A 22285-nucleotide genomic window follows, 5' to 3' on the forward strand; every position below is an offset into this window, starting at 1 on the left:
TTTCAAAGATGCATGCAATTAAGGTGTGAATCCGTGACGAATTCGCCACGCGACAGCCCGCCACATGATTATGATGCGCGGGAATTTTCCGGAGGTCCTATGGACAACAGATGCATTATTATTGGTGCGGGCCATGCTGGTTCGCAGGCTGCAGTTAGCCTGAGGCAGGAAGGCTATGTGGGTGAAATCGTGCTTATCAACGATGAGCTGGATATTCCCTATCACAAGCCACCTTTATCCAAATCCTATCTGAAAGCTCCTGAAAGCGGTGTTCTGGTGCTTCGCCCGGAAAACACCTATCGCGATAATAATATTGAGATGATTTTCGGCCGTCGCGTGAATAGCGTTTCGCTGACTGACAAAACCGTCACTCTTGACGATGGAAGCATCCTTGCCTGGTCGGAACTGGTATTCGCCACGGGTGCGCGTGCGCGGATTCCTGATGTCCCGGGCGTTGGTCTTGATGGTGTCGTCACGCTCCGCCGCCTGGAGGACGCGCGCCGCATTGCCGACATGATGCCAAATGTGCAGAACGTCGTGATTATCGGCGGTGGCTTTATCGGTCTTGAAATGGCGCATAGCGCCATAGCGCTCGGTAAGAAGACCGTGTTGATTGAGGCGGCTCCACGCGTCCTTGGGCGGTCAGTTGCAACGCATATTTCTGCCCATGTCGAGGCACGCAGCCGCGCTGCGGATATTACGCTTTTGACCGGACTTGGCGTCACCTCTATTGAAGGCGAAAATGGGCGCGTGACAGGCGTAACGGCGGCAAACGGCACAGTCTTTGCTGCGGATATGGTTGTGCTGGGCACCGGTGCTGTTCCAAACGTTGAGCTGGCAACGCAAGCTGGACTTGCCATAGACAATGGCATTGTAGTCGATGAATATATGCGCACATCAAGCGAGCATGTTTATGCGATAGGCGATTGTGTCAGCTATGATCATTTCTATGCGGGACGTCGAGTGCGTCTGGAATCGGTGCAGAATGCAACCGATCAGGCCAAACATGTTGCACGCTCAATTGTCGGTCGCGGTACGCCATTTCGCGACGTCGCATGGTTCTGGTCGGATCAGGGTGATATGAAGTTGCAGACGGCTGGGCTGTCCTTTGATGCCGACCGTCATATTCTGTCAGGCAATCTGGAGGATAATGCTTTTTCGGTGTTCCACTTTGCTGGCAACAAACTGATTGCAGTCGACTCCATCAATCGCCCAGCGGATCATATGATTGCGCGACGGCTTCTGGCTGCGGACATCAGTCCTACCGAAGATGACATCACAGCGGGTGCTTCGCGTCTCAAAGAATTGCTGGCGTCTGCACCAAAAGCTTGAGGACAAAAATGACTGTTTTGAAACATCTGTTGCCTGCCGACATGGCGGCACCCTTTGCCGCCTATAGCCATGGTGTGAAGGTAAGCACTGGTGCGGAACTGGTTTTCTGCTCCGGTCAGCTTGGTATTGGAACGGATGGAGCTGTTCCGGAAGATGCCGGTGCACAGGCCGAGCTTTGTTTTGAGAATATCCGACGCATCCTGCGCGATGGCGGCATGGAACTGTCCGACGTCGTGCGTATCAATGCCTATGTGACGGATCGCGCCTATATGCGCGCCTATATGGATGTGCGTGACCGCCTGTTTCCGCAGCCTGCACCAGCCTCGACGCTGATGATTGTTTCCGGTTTTACACGGGAAGAATTCAAGGTCGAAATCGAGGCTGTTGCAGCGCGCTGACACGATACCGCATCACAACAATGCGTATCGCCTTTGCCTGGAAGGAATGGTAGGGTTGTCCGACATCCTCCACTCCCTTCAGGCTCATTCATGTCTCAGTTAAAGTCCTCCGCTGCGCTGCGGGAAACATCACCGCGTGCATCAGCAAGGTTTGCAGAATTTGCACTCGCCATAGGCGGCTTCGGTATTGGTACCGGAGAGTTCGCGATCATGGCGCTTTTGCCCGATATCGCACGCGATTTAAATGTGACTATTCCGAGCGCTGGGCACCTTATCAGCTCCTATGCTTTGGGCGTGTTGATCGGTGCGCCTGTGCTGGCCGTCCTTGGTGCAAAGCTTGACCGCCGCAAGTTGCTGTTTTTGCTGATGGGGCTTTTTGCCTTCGGTAATCTCGCCAGCGCATTTATGCATGGCTATACTGGTCTTTATATAATGCGTTTTGTTGCGGGCTTTCCGCACGGTGCCTATTTCGGCGTAGCCTCACTGGTTGCGGCATCATTGGCAGAGCCTGGCAAGCGCGCGCAAGCCGTTGGGCGTGTCATGATGGGGCTTACCATTGCGACATTGTGCGGCACGCCATTGGCGACATGGCTGGGGCAAATTGCCGGTTGGCGTGCGATGTTTGCGGCCGTCGGTCTGATTGCCATTCTCACAATGGTGCTGGTCATGATTTATGTGCCGAAGCAGCCTGCCGATGAAGGTGCATCTCCATTGCGGGAGCTGGGGGCATTTCGGCGCAAGCAGGTTTGGCTGACGCTCGGTATTGGTGCCATTGGAACCGGCGGTCTGTTCTCCGTTTTTACCTATATCGCTGCCACGGTGACGGAAGTTTCACATATCGATGTAAAGTGGATGCCGGTTGTGTTCGCCACATTCGGTCTTGGCATGGTTCTCGGCAACATCGTCGGTTCAAAACTGACCGACCGCTCTGTTATGGGAACGGTGGGAATGGTGCTGCTTTACGATATGGCCGTCATGCTGGTCTTTCCGTTTCTGATGCAACATCCAGCCACGGCATTTTTAAATATCTTGCTTGTTGGCGGTGGGTTTGCGCTTGTTCCAGCTCTTCAGACACGCTTGATGGATGTGGCCGCTGACGCACAGACGCTGGCCGCAGCACTCAATCATTCCGCACTCAATCTCGCCAATGCAATTGGCGCATGGTTGGGTGGGCTTGCGGTTGCATGGGGCTTTGGCTGGACATCGACGGGAACCGTCGGTGCATTCCTGGCCGTTGCAGGCCTTGCCGTGTTTGCTTTGTCGATTGTGTTGGATCGCGCAGGGCGGGAAAAGGCTGTACTAGCAGCGTAATCAAGCGCGTAAAAAACAACACCCGTCGCAGGGGAGGCGACGGGTGTTGTTTAGGGTAAGACCGGCTTGGGAGGAGGAGTTCCGGTCTTTATATTCACCGAGGGTAAATGGGAGGAGAAAACACCCCGGTGATATCTGGAAACTGTGAGGACCGCACGGTTTGTCGGGCGCGGTCCCGAAAAGGCTTTCATGTGAAGCCTTATATTTGGCGCTTGCCTTCCGAACTAAACGTAGCTTGTTCTAAAACCGCTTTACGCTTTTCGGAATTCGCTATTAGCGGGCAGCAGCCTTGCGTGCGACGAACGGAATTTCCGAAGGCATGATGCCGAGGTCATTCAGTTCACGTGGGCTCAGGCGGCTCAGTTCGTTTACAGTGTTACGGTAACGGCGCCAGTTGTTGTACGAGCGGATCAGGTTCATTTCTCTCACCTAGTCAAAAAATCAAATCTCTTTGTTGCCAACAGCATATAGGTGGGTTGCTCTGAAAGTTGCAGAGACAGATTTGCATAGCTGCTGTGCAATTTAGCCTGTCGATTGCACGTCTTTTACGCAGCTTGGTCATTATGTGATCACAATTGTCGATCCACATGGGCAGATCACCATATTTGCGGAATTTCGCGACGCCAATCTTTAATGATTCATTAATATATAGTTGAGTCCGCTATATTCACCATTCTGAATGGAGAGTTCCTTTTCGCAGCGAAAATAGACAAAGATTTTGTCGCAAAAGTTCGGGAATTTGTCGGCTGAAGACAATAATCCACATGACACCCAAATCGGATTGCTTTAAAGGGTGACATGTCGTGTGCAGGCGTGTGACTCTTAAGCAATCACATTCTTGTACTGTCTGTCTGCGGGAGAGCGCTTTTAAAGCCGCCGAAGGGGAAATCGCCCGAAATCTCTCAGGTACAAGGAACCGCAGACGGGTAAGGCAACTCTGGAAAGTCGGAGGAAATTCCGCGCCGAAGGTGTAAGTATGGCTTTCTATATAGCCATGCGAGTCTCTCAGGCCTGAGACAGAGGGGCACGAAGCAACCGCATTTTGCGGAGGCACACGTGCGACTCTGGAGTTGTTATGGGCGATACCGCACATCTGAATACCCTGCCTTTGCAGGATCTGCATGAAGAAGCTGGCGCACGCTTTGGCGGTTTTGCCGGCTGGAACATGCCGATCACTTATCCGCTCGGCGTGATGAAGGAGCACCTTCATACGCGTGAGCATGTCGGCCTTTTCGATATTTCACATATGAAGCTGATCGAAGTTTCAGGCGCAGACGCTATTGCTCTTCTCAGCGAGACCTGTCCGCTTGATCCGTCGGTTCTGAAAACCGGCCAGTCGAAATACACTTTCTTCCTCAATGACCAAGGCGGCGTTCTTGATGATTTGATCGTCACGCGCCTTGGTGAAGACCGTTTCATGGTCGTTGCCAATGCTGGCAACGCCGATGCTGATATCGAGCATCTGAATGAAGCGGCATCTGGCAAGGACGTAAGTGTCAATCCGCTGGATCGCGTTTTCTTGGCCATTCAGGGCCCGGAAGCTGAAAGCGTCATTAATGATGCTGGTCTTAAAGGTGCAGAACTCTCATTCATGAGCGGCTTTGAGCCAAAGGCTGGTTGGTTCATGACCCGTTCAGGCTATACCGGCGAAGATGGTTTCGAAATCGGCCTGCCTGCCGACGAAGCGCGCGCGCTTGCAACCAAGCTTCTGGCCGACGAGCGCGTCGAATGGATCGGCCTTGCTGCCCGCGATAGCCTGCGCCTTGAAGCTGGTCTATGCCTACACGGACAGGACATTACGCCGGAAACCGATCCGGTTTCGGCTGGCCTCACATGGGCAATCACCAAGCCGGTGCGTGAAAAGGCTGCCTTCAATGGCGCCAAGGCCGTTCTGGACGCGATTGCCAAGGGGGCGGTCGCCAAGCGCGTCGGCCTCAAGCCCGAAGGCCGCCAGCCAGTTCGTGGCGGCGCAGAACTTTTCGACGAATCCGGTTTTCAGATCGGAACAGTCACATCGGGTGGCTTCGGCCCATCCGCAGGTTTCCCGGTTGCCATGGGTTATGTCGAGGCAAGCCTCGCAGTCCCCGGCACCCGCGTTTTCGCAGACGTTCGCGGTAACAAGGTTCCCGTTGATGTTCATGCACTTCCCTTCACACCGCATCGCTATCGCAAAGGATGATTTCCATGGCCAATATCCTGTTCACCGAAGATCATGAGTGGATCAGCGTCGAAGGTGGCGTTGCCACTGTCGGCATCACGATCCACGCACAGGAACAGCTGGGCGACCTCGTATTCGTAGATCTGCCGGAAGTCGGTCGCACCGTTTCCAAGGGCGAAGGCATTGTGGTTGTGGAGTCGGTCAAGGCCGCTTCTGACGTTTATGCTCCTGTCGATGGCGAAGTGGTTGAAGTTAATGACGCCGTTTCAAGCGATCCGGCTCTCATCAATCAGGCTGCGGAAGGCGAAGGCTGGCTGTTCAAGCTGAAGCTTTCCGATGAAGGCCAGCTTACTGGCCTGCTCGACAAGGCTGGTTACGACAAACTCGTAGGATAAAGAAATGACGCAACAGGTTCTTCCCTTTGTTGCCCGTCATATCGGGCCAAGAGTTGAAGACGAGCGCGCAATGCTTGCAGCGCTCGGCCTTCCTTCCATGGAAACACTGATCACGCAGGCTGTTCCGGCATCCATCCGCCTCAACCGCGCGCTTGATCTGCCAGCGGCTTTGAGCGAACACGCAGCACTTGCTGAGCTTAATGAAATCATGGGCCGCAATGTGGTGAAGAAGAGCTTCATCGGTGCGGGCTATCATGGTGTGCAGACGCCACCTGTCATTCAGCGCAACCTGTTTGAAAACCCGGCATGGTACACGGCTTACACGCCTTACCAGTCGGAAATCAGCCAAGGCCGTCTGGAGCTTCTGTTCCATTTCCAGACGCTCGTTGCCGAGCTTTCCGGCCTGCCGGTTGCCTGTGCATCGCTGCTGGATGAAGCAACTGCTGTTGCTGAAGCTGTGGGCGTTGCTGTTCGCCATCACCGCGACAAGCGCTCGCGCATTCTGCTTGCAGGCGATCTGCATCCGCAGAGCGTGGATGTGATCAACACCCGTGCAGAGCCGCTTGGCTGGCAGGTTGAAGCCGGAAGTGCTGTCGACGACAATACCGCTGCCGTCATCGTTCCATGGCCGGATACGCGCGGCGTTTATGGCGACTTCACCGCTGTCATCGCCGATGCAAAAGCCAAGGGCGCTTTGGTTATCGCTGTTGCCGATCCGCTGGCGCTGACCATTCTGGAAGCGCCTGCCAAGTGGGGCGCTGACATGGCTGTCGGCTCCATGCAGCGTTATGGTGTTCCAATGGGTTTTGGTGGTCCACACGCTGCATATCTCGCAGTATCCGAGCCGCTGACCCGCATCATTCCGGGCCGCATCGTCGGTCAGTCGGTCGATGCGCATGGCCGTGCCGCTTATCGTCTGGCGCTTCAGACGCGTGAGCAGCATATCCGCCGCGACAAGGCAACATCCAACATTTGCACCGCGCAGGCACTGCTCGCTAATATGGCTGCATCCTTTGCCATCTGGCATGGACCATCGGGTCTTCAGGCGATTGCTACGCGTGTCGCAACGCTTGCATCGCGCTTTGCAACGGGCCTCAAGGCTGCTGGTGTTGAGATTGCAGGTGATAGCCTGTTCGACACAGTAAGCATCAAGGTTTCCGGCAAGGCGCAAGCCATTGCTGACGAAGCTGATAAGGGCGGTCGCCTGCTCCGCATCATCGATGCGGATATGGTTGGAGTCACCTTTGACGAAACCTCGACGGAAGACGATCTTGCAGCACTTGCCGTTCTGTTTGGCGCTAAGCCAGTCGGTAACGACGATCTGCTGGTTCCGGGCAAAGGCCGTGGTGAAGGCTTCCTGACACAGGATGTGTTCCATTCACACCGTTCGGAAACTGAGATGATGCGCTTCCTGCGTCGTCTGGCCGATAAGGATCTGGCGCTTGATCGTGCGATGATCCCACTTGGCTCCTGCACGATGAAGCTCAATGCGGCAGCAGAAATGATGCCTGTGAGCTGGAACACGGTTGCCAATCTGCATCCGTTCGCGCCTGCGGCCCAGACTACCGGCTATGCCAAGATGACTTCGGATGTCGAAGCATGGCTTTGCGAAGTCACCGGCTTTGCAGGTGTATCGTTGCAGCCAAATGCTGGTAGTCAAGGCGAATATGCGGGTCTTCTCGCAATCCGTCACTATCACCAGTCACGCGGCGAAGGTCATCGCAACATCTGCCTTATCCCATCATCTGCACATGGCACCAATCCTGCCAGCGCATCAATGGCTGGCATGAGCGTTGTCGTGGTCAATTGCCGTCCGGATGGCGATATCGACATTGATGATCTGAAAGCCAAGGCTGAGAAGCATCGCGATAATCTTGCGGCCTTCATGATTACCTATCCGTCGACCTATGGCGTTTTTGAGGAAGGCATCAAGGCTTTCTGCGAGATCGTCCATGATAATGGCGGTCAGGTCTATTTCGACGGCGCAAACCTCAATGCACTCGTTGGCCTTGCGCGTCCATGCGATATTGGCGCTGACGTCTGCCACATGAACCTCCACAAGACCTTCTGCATTCCGCATGGCGGCGGTGGTCCGGGTGTTGGTCCTATTGGTGTGGCCAAGCATCTGGTGCCTTACCTGCCGGGTCATGTTGATCTTGGTTCCAAGCACGCTGTTTCCGCAGCACCGTTTGGCAGTGCATCCATTCTGGTCATTACGTGGATGTATATCCGCATGATGGGCGGTGCGGGTCTCAAGAAGGCAACCGAGGCTGCAATCCTCAACGCCAACTACATCGCGCATCGTCTGAAGGACGCTTATCCGATCCTTTACACCGGCGCACATGATCGTGTGGCGCATGAGTGCATCGTGGATACGCGTGTTCTCAAGGATAGGGCAGGCATCACCGTAGAAGACGTGGCCAAGCGCCTAATCGACTATGGCTTCCATGCACCGACCATGTCATGGCCTGTTGCCGGAACGCTGATGATTGAGCCAACCGAGTCTGAGCCAAAGTCGGAAATCGATCGTCTTTGCGATGCGATGATTGCCATTGCAGGCGAAGCAAAGAAGGTTGCCGATGGTGTCTGGCCTTCGGATGACAATCCGCTTGCCAATGCACCGCACACGGCAGGCGATACGCTGGCAACGGAATGGACACATCCTTACACCCGTGAGGAAGCAGTGTTCCCGGGAAGCGCTTTGAGCGGTGAGTTCGACACGACGGCGAAATATTGGCCGCCGGTCAGCCGTGTTGACAATGTGGGTGGTGACAGAAATCTCATCTGTTCTTGCCCGCCGGTTGCGTCTTACGGCTGATACAGCTTGCTGGTCGTATTTTAACGTTTTGTAAAGTGACAGGTCGGAGCGGTACTCTATCGCTCCGACAGAAATAAAATTACCGGGTCCGGATGCCGATTTTGTTTGTCGGCGAAAGAACTTGGAATGCGTTTTTACGGCTGGATTGATGACGAGAACCATGTTCTCCGACAGTCATTTCCGACGAGGAATATGCATTGTTTTTGAAGGCGCTGCGGTAACGCGGCGCTTTTTTATTTTCGTTCTAACCGACTGAAATTTAGGCAAAAAAAGAGCCGGACTAAAAAGTCCGGCTAAGTTATGAAGGTGCCATAAAGGCAAACCTCCAGAGGGGAACACTTACCGCGCGCAATGGGAGGAGGCGCAAGCGATAAGCACTTGTCATATGGACCGGTTGCAACCATTCTTCAACCCCTGAAGCACGAAATTTTTGACCATTTCGGAAAATTCTGAAACTTTTCGGAATTTTGACTGTTTCAGGAAGCTTACTGGTCAATATTCGTGCTCGTCCGGGCTTTCAGAGTGCTCCAAATCGAAACAATTTCCTGTTGCAATGCCAAGATAGTTGCGACTCATAAATCGGACCCCAAAATTTTGGGATGTATTCGCGCTGGCTGATGGCTAGGATGTTGAAGGGAAAAAATACACTGGCATCGCTGCGAACGGGAGAGTTTATGGATTTGCGGCTGCTTCTACTTATGGTTATCGCCGGGATAGGTTTCGGCGTGTTGGCAATTCATTTTCTGGGTGGGGGAACAAAGCGCAGCATTCTTTCTGACGATGAAACGGTCAAAGAGCGCTTTTTTGTCGACTATCCGGAAATCGAGATTGGTGAGATTTGTTATACGAATGATCGTCGTACGGCATTTTTCCCGTTGGGGGAGGCCAAAACGGGGATAGTCCATAGCATTGGGGATCGTTTCTTGACGCGATGCGTGGGTGCGTCCGATGTTCTTGCCCTTGAGAAGAAGGGCGACACTGAACTCATCTTGCACATGCAGGATTTTACCTGGCCCAAGGCACGGCTTCTTTTCAGCAATGCTGCAGATCGGGAGAGAGTGATAAACTGGCTTTCAGGCTCGGATGGGGGGAGGATCCGACATGGATAGCAATCCGGTATTCTTCGATGTGACGCGCCTTGCAATCCCGCTATATGTGCTAGGAATTTTGATTGAACTAGTGGCAATCCGCTACTGGCAGCGCAAAGGCGAATTTGAAACGCGCGATGCTTTTACAAGTCTGCTGATGGGCGCCGGCAACGTTGCGGCGGGGCTGCTGCTTGGCTTCGTTTCGTTGACAGCGCTGATTTGGGTTTGGCAGTTCCGCTTTTTCGATCTTGGGCTGCATTGGTGGGTGTTTGTAATAGCCTTCATCTTCGATGATCTGCGCTATTATTGGTATCACCGGATTGCACATCGCGTTCGCTGGGTTTGGGCGGAGCACGTCAATCATCATTCCAGCCAGCATTATAACCTCACAACCGCTTTGCGGCAGTCATGGACCGGCCAGATGACCGGCATGTTCGTGTTGCAGGTGCCTTTGGTTTTGCTCGGATTTCATCCAGCGGTGATTGCCTTCGTTTATGGCTTCAATCTGATTTATCAGTTCTGGATTCACACCGAAGCCATCGACAAACTGCCGAAACCTATCGAGCTTATCTTTAATACGCCTTCGCATCACCGCGTCCATCACGCGACCAATCCGCGTTATCTCGACGCCAATTATGCAGGCACGCTGATTATCTGGGATCGCATGTTCGGCACTTTTGTCGAAGAACTGCCCGAAGACATGCCGCGATATGGCATTGTGAAGAATGTTGGCACATTCAATCCAGTGCGCGTGGCGTTCCATGAATGGGTTGGCATGTTCAAGGACGTGTTCTCATCCGGTCTCAGCTTTCGTCAGCGGCTGATGTATATGATTGCGCCGCCCGGCTGGAGCCATGATGGCAGCCGCAAAACCTCTGAAGATTTGAAGGCCGACTATGTGAGGCTAAACCCGTCGGAAGCGGGGAAAGCGGGATTACCCGGAAATATTGAACGGTAATTCGATAGCATTGCGGACGGCAGCCGAGGCTTGATAGCCGCAGTTCGACACATAGAAAGGCTTCACTATGAAGCCTTTTCAAAGGCTTACTGCGCCTCCATAAAACTTGCAGCCTCATCAGGGGTGGCTAACTTACATCGCTGTAAGTTTCTGAAATAGTTAGAATAATTCTAAAACATTCCCATGGTAGTCAACTTCATTTGGCTTGCAGTGGTGCGCGCGTAGATATAGAAAGATGACCAATAGACGAAGGCTTGTGCCGGTTGTGAAGAGTGTCAATCAAGGGGCGGATTGATCACTCTGCCTTTTGGATGAACTCGAATGCTCGTACCATTTCTCATCATGTTCCGCGAAGGCGTGGAAGCTGCGCTAATCGTTGGCATTATCGCGAGCTATCTGCATCAGACCGGACGCAGCGCCTGGATGCCGGTTGTTTGGATTGGTGTTCTGCTAGCCCTGGCGATGTCGCTGGCAGTTGGCGCGATCCTTCAGCTCGTAAGCGCAGAATTCCCACAGAAGGCGCAGGAGCTTTTCGAGGCCATTATCGGGCTCATCGCAGTTTTCGTGCTGACGTCCATGGTTTTCTGGATGCGGAAGGCTGCCCGTTCCATCAAAGCGGAACTGCATCATTCCATCGATGCGGCATTTGAAACGCCCACGCATAAGGGCTTCGGCCTGATCCTGATGGTGTTCTTTGCTGTGGCCCGTGAGGGGCTTGAGTCGGTCTTCTTCCTGCTCGCCGCATTCCAGCAGAGTGAGGGTGGCGCTGCACCGCTTGGTGCATTGCTCGGTGTTCTGCTTGCCGCTCTGGTTGGTTACGGCATCTATCGTGGTGGCCTGAAACTCAATCTGCGCCGTTTCTTCCGCTGGACGGGTGTTTTCATCCTGATTATTGCGGCGGGCATTCTCGCAAATTCGGTGATGGCGCTGCATGAGGCTGGCATCTGGAACCACTTCCAGACGGTCGTGTTCGACACAAGCGAAATCCTGCCGCTCGACAGCACGCTTGGCTCGGTTCTGGCTGGTATCTTCGGCTATATCGCGACGCCTACGATCAGCGAAGTGGTTGCCTATCTCGGCTTCCTCGTGCCTGCGCTCATTATTTTCCTGATGCCGTCTTCCGCACCTGCGCAGAGCGCAGCCGCGAAGCACACAGTTTAATCGAAGAGATTTTCCATGACCAAGCCGCAAAGCCCAAAACCTGCTGCACCAATCTCCCGCAACCTCGTGCGAGCGGTTCTGGTGCTGGCCATTCTGCTGGTGCTGGCGGCGGGTGCTGCTTTCTATTACGCCTCGCGCGTTTCGGATAAATCGCGCCATGCAGATGGCGATGGCAAAGTGCAGATCGTGGTCAACGCGAAAAGCTGCGATCCAAGTGAACTGATGGTTCCGGCTGGGCGCACGGTCTTTGAAATCGTGAACAAGTCTGACCGCTCGGTTGAATGGGAAATTCTCGACGGCGTGATGGTTCTCGAAGAGCGCGAGAATATAGCACCGGGCTTCAAGCAGACACTTTCCGCCAAGCTTTCGCCGGGCGAATACCAGATTACTTGCGGCCTTCTTTCCAATCCGCGCGGAAAATTGATTGTGACACCATCGGCAAGCAGTGACGCCGAAAAGGGTAAGATGCCGCTGACCGCTTTCCTTGGCGCGTTGGCTGAGTATCAGATTTATCTCGCCACCGAAGTGGCTGAGTTCCAGAAGGCTGTTGCAGCGCTTTCCGATGCCGTTTCCAGTGGCAACATCGAAGCCGCACAGGCTGCTTATGCGCCGGCCCGTGAAGCTTATGCACGTATTGCACCGGTTTCAGAGTCTTTCTCTGATCTTGATACGGCAATCAATGCGCGCGCCGATTTCTTTGAGAAGCGTGAGCAAGACCCGGCATTTGGTGGTCTGCATCGCATTGAGTATGGACTGTTTGAACAGAAGTCGCTGGATGGCTTACAGCCGGTTGCCTCCAAGCTGGTGCAGGACGCGGCTGGTCTGAAGGATCGTATCCGCGCGTTGCGTATTTCGCCTGACCGGATGCTGGCAGGCACATCGTCAGCGCTCAACCGCTTTGCGTCTACCGCTGGCGATGTCGGCGATGATCGCTATGCACACACGGATTTACAGGTATTTGCAGGGCTTGTTGAAGGCTCCGCAAAGACGGCGGACGTATTGCGTCCGATCGTCATCAAGGTCGATCCCAAGGCTTTCGACGGGATTGACGCTCAGGTGTCTGCCGTGAAGGCGCTGCTTACGGCCCAAAACGGCAAGGCATATGACACGCTTTCTGCTGATGAGAAGACAAAAATTAAGGACGGCGCAACTGCTCTCGCAGACCAGTTTTCAAAACTCCGCGATCAACTTGGAGTGGATTAATGACCAAGAAATTTTTCAAAAACGATAATACAGATAAAGACCTACCAGTTTCTTCGACACGCCGCGCACTTTTGCTCGGTGCCGGTGCCACAGGCGTCGCGAGTGTGCTTGCATCGCAGGCGGCTAACGCGCGCGCCTCCAACAACGCACTTTCATCTGAAAGCGTGACCAATGCACCTGAAAGCGACAAGCTGCAGGAGAGCCAGCCATTTTATGGCGTGCATCAGCCTGGCATTGTGACACCGCGTCCTGCAACTGGTCTCGTGGCCTCTTTTGATGTTCTGGCGCGTGATCGCGCGGGTCTCGAACGCATGTTCAGACTTTTGACAGAACGCGCAGCCTTTCTTATGAAGGGTGGCGAGCCGCCGGCGCTTGATCCTAAGTTTCCGCCATCCGATTCCGGCATTCTTGGGCCGACCGTTACCCCTGATAACCTGACGATCACCGTGGGGCTGGGTAGCTCGCTTTTTGATGATCGTTTTGGGCTCAAGCCGTTCAAGCCAAAGCAGTTGCAGCGCATGACGGGCTTTCCCAATGATGCATTGCAAAAAGATCTCTGCCATGGCGATCTGGTGATCCAGTTCTGCTCGAATACCGCAGACACGAATATCCATGCGCTGCGCGATATCATGAAGAACATGCCTGATCTTCTGATGGTCCGCTGGAAGCAGGAAGGTTCTGTGCCGGTGCAGCCGCCGCATTCGCCGAAAGCCAAGGAAAGCGCACGCAATTTCCTCGGCTTCCGCGATGGCTCGGCCAATCCTGATGCTGCTGACAAAGCCTTGATGGACCGCATCGTCTGGATTCAGCCAGGCAAGGATGAGCCTGAATGGGCTTCTCACGGCAATTATATGGCTGTCCGTCTGATCCGCAATTTCGTCGAACGCTGGGATCGCACGCCGCTGCAGGAGCAGCAGACAATTTTCGGCCGTCACAAGGATAGCGGTGCGCCATTCGATGGCAAAACCGAAGCTGATGTGCCTGACTATTCAAAAGATCCGGAAGGCAAGGTTACGCCGATGGATTCTCATATTCGGCTGGCCAATCCACGCGATGCCAATGCCGAACAACATCTGATTTTGCGTCGTCCGTTCAACTATTCCAATGGGGTCACGAAGTCCGGTCAGCTCGATATGGGGCTGCTGTTCATCGCTTATCAGGCCGATCTGGAAAAGGGCTTTATCACTGTTCAGAAGCGCCTCGATGGTGAGCCTCTGGAAGAGTATATCAAGCCAATCGGCGGCGGTTATTTCTTCACGCTACCCGGTGTGAAAAATCAGGATGACTTTTATGCACGAGCACTCCTGCAGGCGAGTGGGCCGCAGAATGCGCGTGGATGAAGGTCTTATCACCACGGAGAGGTAAACATGAAATATCGTCTGCCACTGCTCGCGTCGGCTTGCGTCGTCGCCCTTTCACTCAGCTTCGGTGCTGCAAAAGCCGAAGTGTCCCCACTCGATCTGGTTCAGCCTATTGCCGACTACAAGATCTATATTCAGGACAACCTTGATATCCTTGTAAAAGACACGAAGGCTTTCACCGATGCGATCAAGGCTGGCGAACTGGATAAGGCGAAAGAGCTTTATCCTTCCTCGCGCGTCTCATACGAAAAGATCGAGCCGATTGCAGAGCTTTTTGCGGACCTCGATGCTTCTATCGATAGCCGTGCTGACGATCATGAAGATGCAGAAAAGTCGGAAGACTTTACCGGCTTCCATCGCCTCGAATACGGCCTGTTCGCACAGAATTCGACCGAAGGTCTCGATAAATATGCTGACAAGCTCTACGCAGATGTTGTCGAGCTGCAGAAGCGCATCAAGGACATGACCTTCCCACCTGAAAAGGTTGTTGGTGGTGCAGCAGCGCTTATGGAAGAAGTGGCAGCAACCAAGATTTCCGGTGAAGAAGATCGTTACAGCCACACGGATATCTGGGATTTCCAGGCCAATGTTGATGGCTCGCAGAAGATCGTCGAACTTTTCCGTCCGCTGATCGAAAAGGAAAATCCTGAGCTTCTGAAGAAGTCGGATGCCAATTTTAAAACCGTCAACGACATTCTTGTGAAATACAAGAAAGGCGATGGTTATGAATTATACGACAAGCTGACCGAAGAAGATCGCAAGGTCATGGCTGGTGCCATCACCACGCTGGCAGAAGATCTTTCGACACTGCGCGGCACACTGGGCCTGAACTAAGGTTGTTAAATTATTTGGAAAATGGCGGGCTTTGCCCGCCATTTTCATTTGTAGTGAATGATATTTATAAAGAGATATTGCCCCTCTGGATATCAAGCCATAGGCTGGGTTGTCTGGATTCATCGAGGAGGATTGTAAGTCATGACCAAGCTGTCGCGCGCAACGCTCAAGAGCTTCAACAAAGTTCACAAGCCTGGTTATGATCTGGAGGCGCTGACACCGGGGATTGTGCATTTTGGCGTGGGCAATTTCCATCGCGCGCATCAAGCGGTTTATCTCGATGATTTGTTTGGTTTGGGGCTCGATCAGGACTGGGCTTTGGTCGGTGCGGGTGTTCGCGCCAGTGACGACGCCATGCGCGATACGCTGAAAGCGCAGGATTGGCTCACCACTGTTGTCGATCAGGAGGCAGAGCATTCGGAAGCGCGCATCACTGCTTCGATGGTCGATTACGTGACGATTTCCACCGACGAAGCGCGCAAAGCGCTGATGTCCTATCTCACGTCGCCGGATATCCGCATCGTTTCAATGACGATCACTGAGGGCGGCTACTACATTGATCCGGCAAGCCAGCATTTTGATCCGGCGCATCCCGATATTGTGTATGACGGCGTTCACATCGACAAGCCGAATACGGTCTTCGGTCTCATCGTGCAAGCGCTGAAACTGCGCAAGCAAGCCGAAGTTGAGCCATTCACAGTCATGTCCTGCGATAACATTCCCGGCAATGGTCATGTGGCAGAAGATGCTGTCGTTGGCCTTGCCAGGCTTAGTGATCCGGAATTTGCTGATTGGATTGCTACGAATGTGGCTTTCCCGAATTCGATGGTTGATCGCATCACGCCTGCAACCGGTGCGCGTGAACGCGACATCGCGCTGAAGGAGTTTGAAGTTGAAGATGGCTGGCCGGTCTTCTGCGAAGGTTTCAAACAGTGGGTGGTCGAAGACAAGTTCCCAACCGGGCGTCCACGGCTGCATAAAGTAGGTGTGATCTTCTCCGATCAGGTCGACGCTTATGAGTTGATGAAAATCCGCATCCTCAACGGCGGACATGCGGCGATTGCCTATCCGGGTGGGCTTCTCGACATCCATTTCGTGCATGAAGCAATGGAAAACCCGCTGATCCGAAAATATCTGGAAAAGCTCACCAAGGAAGAAATCATTCCCGAGGTGCCACCGGTTCCAAATACGGTTCTGGAAGACTATCGCCTGCTTATCGACAAGCGTTTTGCCAATCCAAAGATCGGCGACACAATCCGCCGCCTGTGTCTTGACGGTTCCAACCGTCAGCCGAAATTTATTCTGCCGACAGTTTCAGATCGCCTGGCCAAAGGTCATTCGGTCACGGGCCTTGCACTGGTATCCGCTCTCTGGTGCCGTTACTGCTATGGAACAACCGACAGCGGCACGGTGATCGAACCAAACGATCCGTCATGGGATCGTCTGGTGAAGCAGGCGGTACTTGCCAAGGACGAACCAACACGCTGGCTTGAGATGACGGATATTTTCGGCGCGCTAGCCACCAATCCCGCTTATATCGAAGCCTTTTCCGCAGCGCTCAAGCGTATCTGGCAGGATGGCACAGCTAAAACGCTTGAGCGGTATCTGGCAGACCAGCCGTTATAAAACCTATCCCGAAAAGTGGAACCAGTTTTCGGGATAAGCGTGAAATGAACAGTTACAATGCGCCCGGATAGACTCTGACCGGGCGATTGTCTTTGACGGACTCCATCACCACAAAAGTGGAGGTGCTTGCCACATTCGGCAGGCTCGAGATTTTTTCGCCCAGCACCTCGCGGTAACGCCGGATGTTGGACGTTCGCACTTTCAGCAGATAGTCGAAAGAGCTTGCAATCATGTGGCACTCTTCGACTTCGCGTATCTTGCGTACCGCAACGTTAAAGGCGGTGAGGGCCGCTTCGCGCGTGTCCGACAATTTCACAGTCGTAAAAGCGATATGATCGAGGCCAAGCTTTTCCGGATCAATCGCTGCGCGAAAGCCGATAATATAGCCTTCATCGACCAGTCGTTTGACGCGTGCCTGACATGGCGTCTTGGAAAGACCGACCTTTTTTGACAACTCCGTCATGGCAATGCGACCATCATCGCTCAGCACTTCAAGAATGCGGCGATCGAACTGATCCAGATCGTCTACAGAGTCTATCTTTCGCATTCAAATTGCCTCTTGAGGTCGTTTTAATAAGATCGATTTGCCTTTATATGGATCAAATGAAGACAGAATGCAATTTGCGTCGATGATAGTGTGCGACCACATATAAGCATAGTTGAACTGGGCTTAAGCCTGTTTTTGCGAGCATTGCACCATGACTGATAAAGTATCCGCTCACACCGCTCCTGTTTTCCAGAGCTTCGCGCCGCCAATCCGCGAACAAGGCCCATTGCGCAAGGCAATCACCGATGCCTATCGTCGGCCAGAAGCTGAATGCGTGACCGCGCTGGTTCAGCAGGCGACCTTGCCTGAAGAAACGACCAAGCAGATCAGAGCGACCGCTCGCAAGCTGATCGAAGCCTTGCGTGCCAAGCACAAGGGCACGGGCGTTGAAGGTCTGGTGCATGAATATTCGCTGTCGAGCCAGGAAGGTGTGGCGCTGATGTGCCTCGCCGAAGCTCTGCTGCGTATTCCGGATATGGCAACGCGTGATGCGCTGATCCGCGACAAGATTTCCAATGGCGATTGGAAGTCGCATGTTGGCGGCGGTCGTTCGCTGTTCGTCAATGCTGCAACTTGGGGTCTTGTTGTTACCGGCAAGCTCACCAACACCGTCAATGACAGCGGCCTTTCGGCAGCGCTTACTCGCCTGATCGCCCGTTGTGGTGAACCGGTCATCCGTCGCGGCGTAGATATGGCCATGCGCATGATGGGTGAGCAGTTCGTCACCGGCGAAACTATCGATGAAGCACTGAAGCGCGCAAAGTCGCTTGAAGAGCGCGGATTCCGTTATTCCTACGACATGCTCGGCGAAGCAGCCACGACTGCTGCCGACGCAGAACGTTATTACAAGGATTACGAGACGGCGATCCACGCGATTGGCCGCGCTTCCGCCGGCCGCGGCATCTATGATGGTCCCGGCATTTCGATCAAGCTTTCGGCGCTGCATCCGCGTTATGTTCGCGCGCAGAGCGAACGCGTCATGACTGAGCTTCTGCCAAAGGTGAAGGCGCTCGCAGCCCTTTCCAAGAAGTATAATATCGGTCTCAACATTGATGCTGAAGAAGCAGATCGTCTTGAGCTTTCGCTCGATCTTCTGCAGAGCCTGATTGAAGATCCTGATCTGGCTGGCTGGGAAGGCATCGGCTTCGTGGTGCAGGCCTATGGCAAGCGTTGCCCGTTTGTGCTTGATTTCATTATCGATCTTGCCCGTCGCAATAATCGTCGCGTCATGGTTCGCCTCGTCAAGGGCGCTTACTGGGATGCTGAAATCAAACGCGCGCAGGTCGATGGTCTGGAAGATTTCCCGGTTTACACGCGCAAGGTTCATACCGACGTCTCCTACATTGCCTGCGCAGCCAAGCTGCTTGGCGCCCGCGATGTGATCTTCCCGCAGTTTGCAACGCATAATGCGCAGACGCTTGCCACGATCTATCATCTGGCAGGCCCAGACTTCAAAACCGGTTCTTATGAATTCCAGTGCCTGCATGGCATGGGCGAACCACTTTATGACGAAGTGGTCGGCCCATCGAAGCTTGGCCGTCCAGCCCGCATTTATGCGCCGGTTGGTACGCATGAAACGCTACTGGCCTATCTGGTCCGTCGTCTGCTCGAAAACGGTGCGAACTCTTCCTTCGTCAATCGCATTGGCGACAAAAGCGTGTCGGTTGATGAACTGATTGCCGATCCTGTGGAGGTCGTTCGTTCGATGGCTGTGGTCGGTGCACGTCACGACCAGATCAACCTGCCGGAAGGTCTTTATGGCATTCGCAAAAACTCGGCAGGTTTCGACCTTTCCAATGAAGAGCAGCTGGCAGAACTGAGCGAAACGCTCAAAGCCAATGCTTCGCGCGCCTGGACTGCGGAACCGCAGGTTGCGGGTGCCAAGGTTAAGGGTGAAAGCCGTCCGGTTCTGAACCCCGGCGATCATTCCGATGTCGTGGGTACGGTTACGGAAATCGCCGCCGACGATGTTGCAAAAGCAATGAAAGCGGCCGAAAAGGCTGTTGCAAGCTGGTCTCAGGTTTCGCCTGCTGATCGTGCAGCCTGCCTTGATCGCGCTGCCGACATCATGCAGCGTGAAATGGCAGAACTGCTCGGCCTCATCATGCGTGAAGCTGGCAAGTCCATGCCAAACGCGATTGCAGAAGTGCGCGAAGCTATCGACTTCCTGCGTTATTATGCAGAACAGACCCGTCGCACACTGGGCGTTGCGCACAAGCCCCTTGGTCCAATTGTCTGTATCAGCCCATGGAACTTCCCGCTGGCGATCTTCACCGGCCAGATTGCAGCAGCACTTGTTGCTGGCAATCCGGTTCTGGCAAAGCCTGCCGAAGAAACCCCGCTGATTGCAGCGCAGGGCGTTCGCATTCTGCACGATGCTGGCATTCCTGCCGATGCATTGCAGCTTCTGCCGGGCGATGGCCGCATTGGTGCAGCGCTTGTTGCAGCGCAGGAAACCTGTGGCGTGATGTTCACCGGCTCGACCGAAGTTGCACGTCTTATTCAGGCGCAGCTTGCATCGCGTCTGCTGCCAAATGGTAAGCCCATCCCGCTGATCGCTGAAACTGGCGGCCAGAACGCCATGATCGTGGATTCGTCCGCTCTTGCCGAACAGGTCGTGTTCGACGTGATTGGTTCGGCTTTCGACAGCGCCGGTCAGCGTTGTTCTGCTCTGCGCGTGCTTTGCCTGCAGGAAGATGTCGCGGATCGCATTCTGAGCATGCTCAAGGGCGCACTGAAGGAATTGTCCATTGGCCGCACCGACCAGCTGAAAGTTGATATTGGCGCTGTTATCACGGCGGAAGCCAAGGACATCATCGAGAAGCACGTTCAGACGATGCGCGATATGGGTCGTAAGGTGGAGCAGCTTCCGCTTGGACCTGAAACCGGGAAGGGCACTTTCGTTGCGCCAACCATCGTCGAGATCGACAGTCTGCGCGATCTGAAGCGCGAAGTGTTCGGCCCGGTTCTGCATGTCGTGCGCTATAAGCGTGATGACATGGATCGTCTGATCGATGACATCAATGCAACCGGTTATGGCCTGACCTTTGGTCTGCATACACGTCTTGATGAAACCATCGCTCATGTTGCCGACCGTATCCGGGTTGGTAATATCTATATCAATCGCAACGTTATTGGTGCGATTGTGGGCGTCCAGCCTTTCGGTGGCCGTGGTCTGTCCGGCACGGGCCCGAAGGCTGGCGGTCCACTCTATCTCGGTCGCCTTGTCGAAACAGCGCCAATCCCGCCGCGTATGGCTTCGGTCCATACCGATGCAGCGCTCAACGATTTCGCAAAGTGGCTTGGCAATCGCGGTATGAACGAACTGGCGCAGGCCGCTCGTGAAACCGGCAGTGCTTCTGCTCTTGGTTTGAATATCGAGCTTCCGGGTCCGGTTGGTGAACGCAACCTCTATGCGCTTCATGCGCGTGGTCGCATTCTTTTGGTTCCACAGACTGAAATCGGGCTCTATCGTCAGCTGACAGCGGCACTCGCCACTGGCAACGAAGCCGTGATCGATGAAGCTTCAGGCTTGCGCAATGTTCTGAAGGACTTGCCTTCAAGCGTCGCTGCGCGTGTTGTCTGGACAAAGGACTGGCAGGCAGATGCGCCTTTCGCCGGTGCGCTTGTTGAAGGAGAGGGCGAACGCCTGACCGACATCAACAAGAAGTTGGCAGCCCTTCCAGGTCCGCTCGTGCTGACACAGGCAGCAACCTCGGCGCAGCTAGCTCAGAACGCCGATTGCTATTGCCTGAGCTGGCTGCTTGAAGAGGTTTCGACCTCCATCAACACAACTGCTGCTGGTGGCAATGCGAGCCTGATGGCAATCGGCTGATAAGCCTTTACAATGTTTAAAAAAAAGGCGACCTTCGGGTCGCCTTTTTTATGTTCTGCACAAACTTGCAAAGCTGTGCAGAAACAGAATTATTAGATCGTTTCCAGAATTTTCAGAATGAAATTTACAAAAGCAGATTGACACATAAGTGTAAAAAGCAAAGACTGTGCACAGGCTTGCAAAAAAGCCGCAGCGTGGAGGCGCTGATCATAGGGAGGAATAATGATGCGTTGGGCACTTACGGCCGCGGCATTTGCCGCTGGCGTTTCATCATTTGCGGTTTCTGCACAGGCTTCTGGCAATCTCAATCTCATCTGTTCGGCAGACGTTGTGATCTGCGAGCAAATGAAGAATAATTTCGAGAAAGAAACGGATATCAAGGTCAATATGGTGCGCCTGTCTTCTGGCGAAACCTATGCGAAGGTTCGTGCCGAAGCACGCAATCCGAAGACCGATATCTGGTGGGCAGGTACTGGCGATCCGCATTTGCAGGCTGCATCCGAAGGGCTGACGCTCGAATATAAATCGCCAATGCTCGACCAGTTGCAGGATTGGGCGAAGAAGCAGGCAGAAAGCTCTGATTTCCGCACTGTCGGCGTTTATGCTGGTGCGCTCGGTTGGGGCTACAACACCGACATCTTCAAGAAGAAGAACCTGAAGGAACCGGCCTGCTGGGCCGATCTGCTTGATCCGTCCTATAAGGGCGAAATCCAAATGGCTAACCCGAATTCATCCGGGACAGCCTATACGGCTCTTGCCACTCTGATACAGTTGATGGGCGAGGAAAAGGCTTTTGAATATCTGGCAAAACTCAATGCCAATGTTTCGCAATATACCAAGTCGGGATCTGCACCGGTAAAGTCGGCTGCGCGCGGTGAGAATGGTATTGGTATTGTGTTCATGCATGATGCGGTTGCAATGACTGCTGAAGGTTTCCCGATTAAGTCAATCGCACCTTGCGAAGGTACGGGCTATGAAATCGGTTCCATGTCGATCATCAAGGGCGCCCGCAACCTTGAAAACGCCAAGAAGTGGTATGACTGGGCTCTGACAGCCGAAGTGCAGTCAAAAATGAAGGATGCCAAATCTTTCCAGCTTCCGTCCAACAAAAACGCAGAAGTGCCGAAAGAGTCGCCGCGCTTCGAGGATATCAAGCTGATCGACTACGACTTCAAGACCTATGGCGAACCGACCAAGCGCAAGGAAATCCTTGAACGCTGGGACAAGGAAATCGGCGCAAAGGCAAATTAAAGCTTCGCC

Annotated in this window: 17 protein-coding genes and 1 riboswitch; of the genes, 15 read left to right on the forward strand and 2 right to left on the reverse strand. The window is 53.8% G+C overall.

The window, feature by feature from the left end:
- Window positions 1-99 precede the first annotated feature (99 nt).
- The 3 genes from C9380_RS14005 to C9380_RS14015 all read left to right on the forward strand — a co-directional run bounded on the left by C9380_RS14005 (window position 100) and on the right by C9380_RS14015 (window position 3041).
- On the forward strand, window positions 100-1332 hold the full coding sequence (locus C9380_RS14005; protein ID WP_128093813.1) for an NAD(P)/FAD-dependent oxidoreductase: 1233 nt from the start codon (window positions 100-102) through the stop codon (window positions 1330-1332).
- A gap of 8 nt (window positions 1333-1340) precedes the next feature.
- Window positions 1341-1730, forward strand: a complete 390-nt coding sequence (locus C9380_RS14010) for a RidA family protein (protein ID WP_128093814.1) — start codon at window positions 1341-1343, stop codon at window positions 1728-1730.
- A 90-nt stretch (window positions 1731-1820) separates the two neighbouring features.
- Window positions 1821-3041, forward strand: a complete 1221-nt coding sequence (locus C9380_RS14015) for an MFS transporter (RefSeq protein ID WP_128093815.1) — start codon at window positions 1821-1823, stop codon at window positions 3039-3041.
- A 273-nt stretch (window positions 3042-3314) separates the two neighbouring features.
- Here C9380_RS14015 and C9380_RS14020 read toward each other — a convergent pair whose 3' ends face one another.
- Window positions 3315-3461, reverse strand: coding sequence for a DUF1127 domain-containing protein (locus C9380_RS14020; RefSeq protein ID WP_084486680.1), 147 nt, complete (start codon window positions 3459-3461; stop codon window positions 3315-3317).
- 424 nt (window positions 3462-3885) lie between these two features.
- A riboswitch (glycine riboswitch) is annotated at window positions 3886-3970 on the forward strand.
- A 146-nt stretch (window positions 3971-4116) separates the two neighbouring features.
- Between C9380_RS14020 and gcvT the strand changes: the two genes are divergently transcribed.
- The 10 genes from gcvT to C9380_RS14070 all read left to right on the forward strand — a co-directional run bounded on the left by gcvT (window position 4117) and on the right by C9380_RS14070 (window position 16643).
- Complete coding sequence (gene gcvT, locus C9380_RS14025) at window positions 4117-5220, forward strand: glycine cleavage system aminomethyltransferase GcvT (protein WP_100556932.1); 1104 nt, start codon at window positions 4117-4119, stop codon at window positions 5218-5220.
- A 5-nt stretch (window positions 5221-5225) separates the two neighbouring features.
- Window positions 5226-5594 carry a glycine cleavage system protein GcvH gene (gene gcvH, locus C9380_RS14030; protein ID WP_024896352.1) on the forward strand — a complete coding sequence of 123 codons (369 nt, stop codon included), beginning with the start codon at window positions 5226-5228 and terminating at the stop codon, window positions 5592-5594.
- Between the two features lie 4 nt (window positions 5595-5598).
- Window positions 5599-8412 carry an aminomethyl-transferring glycine dehydrogenase gene (gene gcvP, locus C9380_RS14035; RefSeq protein WP_024896351.1) on the forward strand — a complete coding sequence of 938 codons (2814 nt, stop codon included), beginning with the start codon at window positions 5599-5601 and terminating at the stop codon, window positions 8410-8412.
- Between the two features lie 674 nt (window positions 8413-9086).
- A complete protein-coding gene (locus C9380_RS14040) occupies window positions 9087-9521 on the forward strand; it encodes a hypothetical protein (RefSeq protein ID WP_100556933.1) in 435 nt (144 codons plus the stop codon).
- The gene (locus C9380_RS14045) at window positions 9514-10458 is read left to right on the forward strand and encodes a sterol desaturase family protein (protein WP_128093816.1); all 945 of its coding nucleotides are present in this window, start codon (window positions 9514-9516) and stop codon (window positions 10456-10458) included. Before C9380_RS14040 ends, C9380_RS14045 begins: the two co-directional genes overlap by 8 nt.
- A gap of 321 nt (window positions 10459-10779) precedes the next feature.
- A complete protein-coding gene (efeU, locus tag C9380_RS14050) occupies window positions 10780-11619 on the forward strand; it encodes an iron uptake transporter permease EfeU (RefSeq protein ID WP_064321829.1) in 840 nt (279 codons plus the stop codon).
- A 15-nt stretch (window positions 11620-11634) separates the two neighbouring features.
- On the forward strand, window positions 11635-12822 hold the full coding sequence (efeO, locus tag C9380_RS14055) for an iron uptake system protein EfeO (protein ID WP_128093817.1): 1188 nt from the start codon (window positions 11635-11637) through the stop codon (window positions 12820-12822).
- Window positions 12822-14162 carry an iron uptake transporter deferrochelatase/peroxidase subunit gene (gene efeB, locus C9380_RS14060; RefSeq protein WP_100556936.1) on the forward strand — a complete coding sequence of 447 codons (1341 nt, stop codon included), beginning with the start codon at window positions 12822-12824 and terminating at the stop codon, window positions 14160-14162. The genes efeO (C9380_RS14055) and efeB overlap by 1 nt, the downstream gene beginning before the upstream one ends.
- Window positions 14163-14189: 27 nt before the next feature.
- Window positions 14190-15017 carry an iron uptake system protein EfeO gene (gene efeO, locus C9380_RS14065; protein ID WP_024896345.1) on the forward strand — a complete coding sequence of 276 codons (828 nt, stop codon included), beginning with the start codon at window positions 14190-14192 and terminating at the stop codon, window positions 15015-15017.
- A 141-nt stretch (window positions 15018-15158) separates the two neighbouring features.
- Window positions 15159-16643, forward strand: a complete 1485-nt coding sequence (locus tag C9380_RS14070; protein WP_128093818.1) for a mannitol dehydrogenase family protein — start codon at window positions 15159-15161, stop codon at window positions 16641-16643.
- A 52-nt stretch (window positions 16644-16695) separates the two neighbouring features.
- Here C9380_RS14070 and C9380_RS14075 read toward each other — a convergent pair whose 3' ends face one another.
- The gene (locus tag C9380_RS14075) at window positions 16696-17190 is read right to left on the reverse strand and encodes an Lrp/AsnC family transcriptional regulator (RefSeq protein ID WP_094539099.1); all 495 of its coding nucleotides are present in this window, start codon (window positions 17188-17190) and stop codon (window positions 16696-16698) included.
- A gap of 151 nt (window positions 17191-17341) precedes the next feature.
- Between C9380_RS14075 and putA the strand changes: the two genes are divergently transcribed.
- Both putA and C9380_RS14085 read left to right on the forward strand, forming a co-directional pair.
- Entirely contained in the window at window positions 17342-21025 is a 3684-nt protein-coding gene (putA, locus tag C9380_RS14080; protein ID WP_128093819.1) for a trifunctional transcriptional regulator/proline dehydrogenase/L-glutamate gamma-semialdehyde dehydrogenase, read from the forward strand.
- A gap of 225 nt (window positions 21026-21250) precedes the next feature.
- Complete coding sequence (locus C9380_RS14085; RefSeq protein ID WP_128094434.1) at window positions 21251-22276, forward strand: ABC transporter substrate-binding protein; 1026 nt, start codon at window positions 21251-21253, stop codon at window positions 22274-22276.
- The last annotated feature ends 9 nt before the right edge of the window (window positions 22277-22285 follow it).

This window comes from Brucella pituitosa (assembly GCF_003049685.1).
In the GTDB taxonomy this organism is placed as follows: domain Bacteria; phylum Pseudomonadota; class Alphaproteobacteria; order Rhizobiales; family Rhizobiaceae; genus Brucella; species Brucella pituitosa.